The sequence below is a fragment of the Psychrilyobacter sp. genome (genome assembly GCF_049671765.1).
GTDB lineage: Bacteria > Fusobacteriota > Fusobacteriia > Fusobacteriales > Fusobacteriaceae > Psychrilyobacter.
The window spans coordinates 1-6,077 of the sequence record NZ_JBATVM010000278.1; the positions used below are offsets into that span (position 1 = coordinate 1).

The following is a 6,077-nucleotide window of genomic DNA, read 5'->3' on the forward strand; positions in this document are numbered from 1 at the left end:
GTTTTTATCCCTTCAGCTATTGCAAAAGCCTTTGTATATACTATTTGAGCTATCATTATACCTTTGTATAAGAGCATAGCTCCTACTATGGTCATAATTATAGGTGCTATGGTTCCAAAGTTCTCAGTGATAAATTTTACAATTGGAGCTACCACTCTAGCGATTTCTTTTATACTGTCTATTATGAAAGATACAGCTATTACTGTATCGTCCGCAATCTTTTGAATAGTCCCGTCTGTTTGCCATTTCAAAAGCGTATCACCTACAATTTGCATCTTGCTTTTTAATATTTCAAACAGTGATCCTTGTTTTATTGTTCCATCTTTTTGCATTCCTACAATGTTTGCTAAAGATATTTTTGTAATACCTGTAACAGTCGACCACATTCCTTTAAATGTCTTGGCTTGTGTAGAAGCACCACCCTTAAACTTGCTTTCCATTAACTGAAATAAAACCTTATTGAATTGATTTTGATCTTTTATTTGTCCTTTTTTATTAACTAAATCTTTCATATTCATTTTTTGAGCACCAAAATCAATTATGCTTTGTTTAGTAATTCCAAATTCTTTTAATCTTTCTAACTCTCCAGACTGAGCATCTATAATAGCTTCATTTGCTTGATCCAATGATTTATTTGTCGCTCCTGCCATATCTGCGATAGATGGTAAATTAGCTCTTGCACTCACTCCCATAGCTTCTAATTTTGCACTAGCTTCAACCATTGAGCCTGTTTCAAAAGGTGTACGGTTTGCTAGATCAACTGAAAATTTCATAATTTCACCAGCTTTTTTAGCATCTTTTGTAGCTGTCGTTAATTGGGTTTTGTACCCCTCTAAGTTCATGGCTTCTCCAAATCCAATTTTAGTTGCCATTGCACCTGCTATACCTCCAAATGCAACTGTCATTTTAGTTACATCCTTTACAGCATTCATAGCAGTTTCTTTAATCTGTCTACCCATTTTTTTAATTGAGTTAATAGTTCGTTTATTTTCTCTGTTGATATTTTTTGTGCTTTTAGCTATTTTTTGTGCTGGTGCTGTGAATTCGTTTTTTAAAGTTAATATAGTTGCTATAGTTCTACTCATTATTTATCATCACCTCCCTGTCTTTTATTTTCTTCCTCAATATATTTATTTTTAGCTTCTATGTAGAAAACTTTTTCTAAATAACTGGCATTGAGTAAATCCTCTAATTTCTGTCCTCTAACTACCAAGAAGGCTATCGTGTTAAACCAGCCATCTTGGTCAATTAGTTTTTTATTTCTTCAGTTGCTTTTTTAATTGAATTATTACCATTTACTTTTTCCATTATTTTCCTAGCAATTTCATTTGTTTTATTGATTCCAAAAATTTTGACTGGTGTATCTAATGGATTTTCAATATCAAAACTTTCTCTTAGTTCGGTTGATTGCATATAAGAGCAGCATTGATAAACTAATTCCTTACTTGCATCTAAAATTCCTTCTGTATCTTGAGAAACTACCTCTCCATCACTATCAGTTTGAACTGAGTTTGAAGTTCCATCTATATAATTCAGCATTTCTTTAGTTGTTGGTCTTTTAAATTCTATCTCTCCAAAATCTCCTGTATCAATTAAAAATAATTTTTCTCTTTTAGATTCAATTTCCATAGCTTTTTTTATAAAATGTTCTAAACTTAATCTTTCTAATTTATTTTTCATAATTATCCTCCATTTATAAAAAAATGAAGCTCTCAGATCATTTCTAAGAGCTTTCAATTTTTTAAACGATTACTTTATAAGCCCTTGCACTTACTGAAAGTTCCACTTGTGTAATTTTTTTATTTTCAAAATCTGAAAGCGGTACTTTATCAACTGTACAGTCAATATATCTTATAGTTTCAAAATCTCCAGTTTCAAGATTTTCTTCTGTAACTATTGAATCAAATTCAAATCCTAATTGCTCACGTCTTAATCTCTGCATGAAAAGTTCTGAATCTCTTTTTAAAAATGTTACTGATCCAGCAACTTTATTTCCCATAGGAACTCTAATTTTTCCATGTCCATTAGGATCATCTATTTCTTCATATTCAATCTCATTATCAAATTTAGATTTGGTTACTGTTGCCATCAACATTCCACCTAACCAAATCTTTCCTTTACCTTTTTTTAATTCTCTTTTCTTCAATTTATAACCTCCTTACATAGCTATTTTAAACTTAAAGTCTTCCATAGCATTTAAGATTTTTGTATCAGCACTAAAAACTACATTAGTTCCGTATGTCATAGACATAGCTTTTTTATCATCCCAACTATCAACAGTTTCTTTTCCGTATTTTGAGTAGTTAAGAAGCCTTTGAGCTTCTATATCTATCTCTGTTTTATTATCATAATTTTCGTCTAAAATACTGTCTGACTCTAATCCCTCAAAGTAAGCAGTAATAGCACTTATTAAAAGCAACTGATTTTGTAGTTTATTTTTATATTTCCCTTTATAAAACTTGTTCCAAGTATAGTGAATATCTGTATAGATAAGATCCATAGATTCGACTATAATTACAAACTTCATATCATCTGTAACACCTTGTCCTGTTGTAATCAATGAGTTTATAGATCTAGCTATTTTTACCTCACCTTCATCATTAGTCAATACAAGTTCTCCCTTATTTATTAAAGCTTCTAAGTCATCAACTTCTGATACACTTTCTAATAACTGTAATGGAATAGCAATAGCACTCATATCAAGGGTTAATCCTGCATAAACTCCTAAGAGATATGATATAGCTTGATTTGCGTCTTGTTCTCCTCTGTCACCTTTGAAAGTTACTTTATCAGTAGTTAAATTAACGATATGTATATCATCTGTAACAGTAGCCTTATATGCTAATACTTTATATCTTTTTTGATTATTCTTAACTTCTGATTTTACAAAACTTACAAGACTATCTTGTTCTGCTGTCGATCCTTCTGCAAGACCAATCCAACAATTTCTAGGAATTTTACCTTTTATTTTTTTTAATAAATCTGCAAAAACTCCATCCGTACTATCCATCCGAGCCACAATGATTTTTAATGGTGTTCCCATAAAGCAATCTTTTATATACTGGATATTTTTATCAGTATATAAAGCCAGTTGCTCACTTGTTAAATCTGCGACACTTCTATATTCTTTAAAGTCAAAAGTTTTATCTGTATCATCTTTAATTATTAATACTGCTGTTCCTTTGATACCTCTTTTGATAGCTGATGTTCCTAGCCCCTTAAAGATTATCTCTAAATTAGGTAAACCAATGTCTGCCATCTAACCCACTCCTTTTATATTTAATTCGCCCATCATTTCTACATTATCAACTTTGTTATATAGTTGTGAGAACTCTATATCAAAGCTGTACTGTAACACTTTATCTACTATATCAATGTCAATATCACTATCAATATCTAAATTAAACCCTTCTTCTACTTTTAATATGCTATCTTCTACAAATAACTCATTTAGTGAGTCAATCATATTAAGATTTTCAATCTTATTTTTATCTTTCTTAGAGCTAAAATAATGGATTCTAACAGTCGTTTTTTTGTCCTGAGATACAGACATAAAATCACTAGATCCTATATTATCCAGTTCAACCATAAATGATGGTCGAATGATCTTTTCTTCTACATCACTAGAGCTTAGAATAGGGAGACTAAACCTAGTTTTTAACTTTTTATCTATTGCTTTTAGTAATTTTATATAACTCATACATCACCCCTTATAAGTTATGGTTATCGAGCATATCATCTATAAAATCTTCAACATCTGAATAATACTCATCTTTAAAATTTGATTTTGCATCTTTTAAAATATGTTTTCCTGACAAAAAACCTTTTTCAATTCCATCTTTACCCTTTATGACTCTTCCATATTCTATTGCATTATATTTGATTGCTTCTTTTTTCATTTCTTCTTCATTTCCCTTAGGAATTTTATTATAGACTCGAACTACCATATCATCAGTTTTAGTACTCTTAAAAACCTTACCTCTTGAAATTGATTTCTGATATTTTCCTGTTTGCTTTTTAACTCTTATTTTAGCCAATGCTTTTGTTTGTTTTTTTAATTTAGTCCCTTCTTTTCCCATAAGCTTTTTAACTTCTTTACCTTTATCTAATTTAATTGCTAATTCAAGTATATCTTTAGTGAAATCGTCAAAATCATTTCTACTCATAAGTAACCCCACAAAAAAATTCTAAAAAACTATTATTTTTTAAATCAGGTATCCAGTCAATTACTTGGTATTTTTGATTTCCTTTTTTAAAAAACATATCAATACTAGGATTCTTAACAGATAATTTTCTACACCTTATTATCAAGTTTAGATTTACTTCTTCAATATCTGTACTCCCTATTTTGGATATTTTCCCATGCTTGGGTAAGATCTTACACCAAATATCTTTTATTTTTGTTCCTATTCTGTCTACTTCTCCAAGTTCATTTTCAACATCGGTCATTCCCCATAGTTCCACTCTTTGATTTAATTCATTTGTCATAAATCACCCCATTAAAAAAAGGCAGGATCTCCCTACCTTTTCTCTAAAATTCAATTTTCTTGATACTTCTAACAGTACCCTTTTGTACTCCTACCCTCTCAAGGACTCTTAATTGTACAGTATCATTAGCAAATCCTGCCTCAGTAGATCTTGCCACGGTAGCCTCTTTTCTAGGAGTTATTTTTATAGCTTCTTTCATACTTAAACTATAAAATATCTGTGTTTTATCTGCTCCTGGAGCTAATAAAGCACCATCAACAACAACTAATTCTTTACCATTAAAATAATATTTTCCGTTTAATTCAGTTACTAAACCTAATTTTCTGTCATTTTTATCTTTTTGATTCTTTAAATATGCAAATCCTGTAGGATTAGTTAATGTTACTAGTCCATTTTTAATTGCTGGGATAGCAGTATCCATAGTGTTTTCTAAGTCTGCATATCCTATAACATCTGCAATAGCTGTAGCATTAGTTTTTATAATACTCAAAACTTTAGTGTTTTCAATTCTTGTTACTAATTCAGCAAAGTTTTTCTTGCAAATATTTTCTATTTCAATCTCTGCATCCTCTACTAATTCTGAAGATAATGCTTGTATCAACCCATGTTTACTACACTTGAACGCCATTTCAGTAGTGACTAAATCTCCTTGAGTGATATTATCACCTTCTTTGACTTCAGGCATATCATTTTGATCTAAGTCTACTACAGGAATAGTTCCTTCATTTTTAGTTACAGGGATAACATCACAGTATCCTCTCAATGATCCATAACCTTTTTTTATTTCTTGTAATTCATTGATAAATTGTTTTGGAAGTACTGCTGAATTATCAACTGTTTTTACTACTGCTCTTTCTTCTGTAGATAATGGCTTTCCCATTACTGATTTAACTATAGATCTCATTTCTGAAATTGTTTCACTGGGGTTTGGTTGATTCTTTTTAGTCCTCATTCCTTGTAGCTCTCTTTCTTCCTGTTCTTCTGCTAATTTTAAAAGCTCTCTAGTCTCTTCTATCTCTGTTTTGATTTGTTTAGCTCCTGTTACGTCTCTAGCTTCAATTTTTTTATCTAATTCACCTGTTTTTGTTGTTATCTCTTGTCTTAATTCTAAAACATTTTTTCCCATCTTTTCACTCTCCTAAATTAATTTATATAATTCTAAATCTGTTTTTAACTCTTCAAGTTCTCTTTCTTCTTGTATTTTGCTTTTTTCAACTTCTAAAATTTGTTTAGCCCTTGTAAATACTGTTGTATCATCATATGCTGGTATACATAATACAGAACCTTCAAATAATTTTACTTTTTTTAATGTTCTGGTATTAACATCTGTTCCCCTATCATAAATATTATCTTCATCGAGGCATTCAAAGCCAAAACTACACCCTTGAATCAGTCCATCATTTACTAATTCAATCACATCTTTAGCATATGATAGATTACTGTTTATAGTAGCTTTGAATTTCAACCCAACATTATCTACTTCTAACTCTAGCAATCCAGTTTTAGTTGATGCTAGTGGCTTATGCCAGTCATGATGATATAACATAAAAATATTATGTCCATCTGAAATGGTTTCATCAAAAGCAGTA

At 30.4% G+C, this 6,077-nt stretch carries 9 protein-coding genes and 1 pseudogene; all 10 read right to left on the bottom strand.

The window, feature by feature from the left end; translation table 11 throughout:
* Positions 1-1,085: pseudogene (locus WBG30_RS13130) on the bottom strand (hypothetical protein); the annotation flags it as partial.
* Positions 1,085-1,213: a hypothetical protein gene (locus WBG30_RS13135; RefSeq protein ID WP_424505108.1), complete on the bottom strand. Its 129-nt coding sequence runs from the start codon at positions 1,211-1,213 to the stop codon at positions 1,085-1,087. The gene WBG30_RS13135 and the pseudogene WBG30_RS13130, both read right to left, overlap by 1 nt.
* 35 nt (positions 1,214-1,248) lie before the next feature.
* Positions 1,249-1,680, bottom strand: a complete 432-nt coding sequence (locus WBG30_RS13140) for a hypothetical protein (RefSeq protein WP_424505109.1) — start codon at positions 1,678-1,680, stop codon at positions 1,249-1,251.
* A gap of 61 nt (positions 1,681-1,741) precedes the next feature.
* A complete protein-coding gene (locus WBG30_RS13145; RefSeq protein ID WP_424505110.1) occupies positions 1,742-2,146 on the bottom strand; it encodes a phage tail tube protein in 405 nt (134 codons plus the stop codon).
* Between the two features lie 12 nt (positions 2,147-2,158).
* The gene (locus WBG30_RS13150; protein WP_424505111.1) at positions 2,159-3,259 is read right to left on the bottom strand and encodes a phage tail sheath C-terminal domain-containing protein; all 1,101 of its coding nucleotides are present in this window, start codon (positions 3,257-3,259) and stop codon (positions 2,159-2,161) included.
* Positions 3,260-3,700: a phage tail terminator family protein gene (locus WBG30_RS13155; protein ID WP_424505112.1), complete on the bottom strand. Its 441-nt coding sequence runs from the start codon at positions 3,698-3,700 to the stop codon at positions 3,260-3,262.
* Positions 3,701-3,710: 10 nt separating this feature from the next.
* On the bottom strand, positions 3,711-4,166 hold the full coding sequence (locus WBG30_RS13160) for an HK97 gp10 family phage protein (protein ID WP_424505113.1): 456 nt from the start codon (positions 4,164-4,166) through the stop codon (positions 3,711-3,713).
* Entirely contained in the window at positions 4,159-4,488 is a 330-nt protein-coding gene (locus WBG30_RS13165; RefSeq protein ID WP_424505114.1) for a phage head completion protein, read from the bottom strand. Before WBG30_RS13165 ends, WBG30_RS13160 begins: the two co-directional genes overlap by 8 nt.
* A 43-nt stretch (positions 4,489-4,531) precedes the next feature.
* Complete coding sequence (locus WBG30_RS13170) at positions 4,532-5,614, bottom strand: phage major capsid protein (protein WP_424505115.1); 1,083 nt, start codon at positions 5,612-5,614, stop codon at positions 4,532-4,534.
* Between the two features lie 12 nt (positions 5,615-5,626).
* Positions 5,627-6,077: HK97 family phage prohead protease (locus WBG30_RS13175; protein WP_424505116.1), on the bottom strand; the 451-nt coding region annotated here is incomplete at its 5' end.

Bases quoted from the DNA above. Each gene is read 5' to 3' on its own strand.
- WBG30_RS13165 (WP_424505114.1), bottom strand. From the start codon at position 4,488: ATGACAAATGAATTAAATCAAAGAGTGGAACTATGGGGAATGACCGAT.
- WBG30_RS13170 (WP_424505115.1), bottom strand. From the start codon at position 5,614: ATGGGAAAAAATGTTTTAGAATTAAGACAAGAGATAACAACAAAAACA.
- WBG30_RS13155 (WP_424505112.1), bottom strand. From the start codon at position 3,700: ATGAGTTATATAAAATTACTAAAAGCAATAGATAAAAAGTTAAAAACT.
- WBG30_RS13150 (WP_424505111.1), bottom strand. From the start codon at position 3,259: ATGGCAGACATTGGTTTACCTAATTTAGAGATAATCTTTAAGGGGCTA.
- WBG30_RS13140 (WP_424505109.1), bottom strand. From the start codon at position 1,680: ATGAAAAATAAATTAGAAAGATTAAGTTTAGAACATTTTATAAAAAAA.
- WBG30_RS13160 (WP_424505113.1), bottom strand. From the start codon at position 4,166: ATGAGTAGAAATGATTTTGACGATTTCACTAAAGATATACTTGAATTA.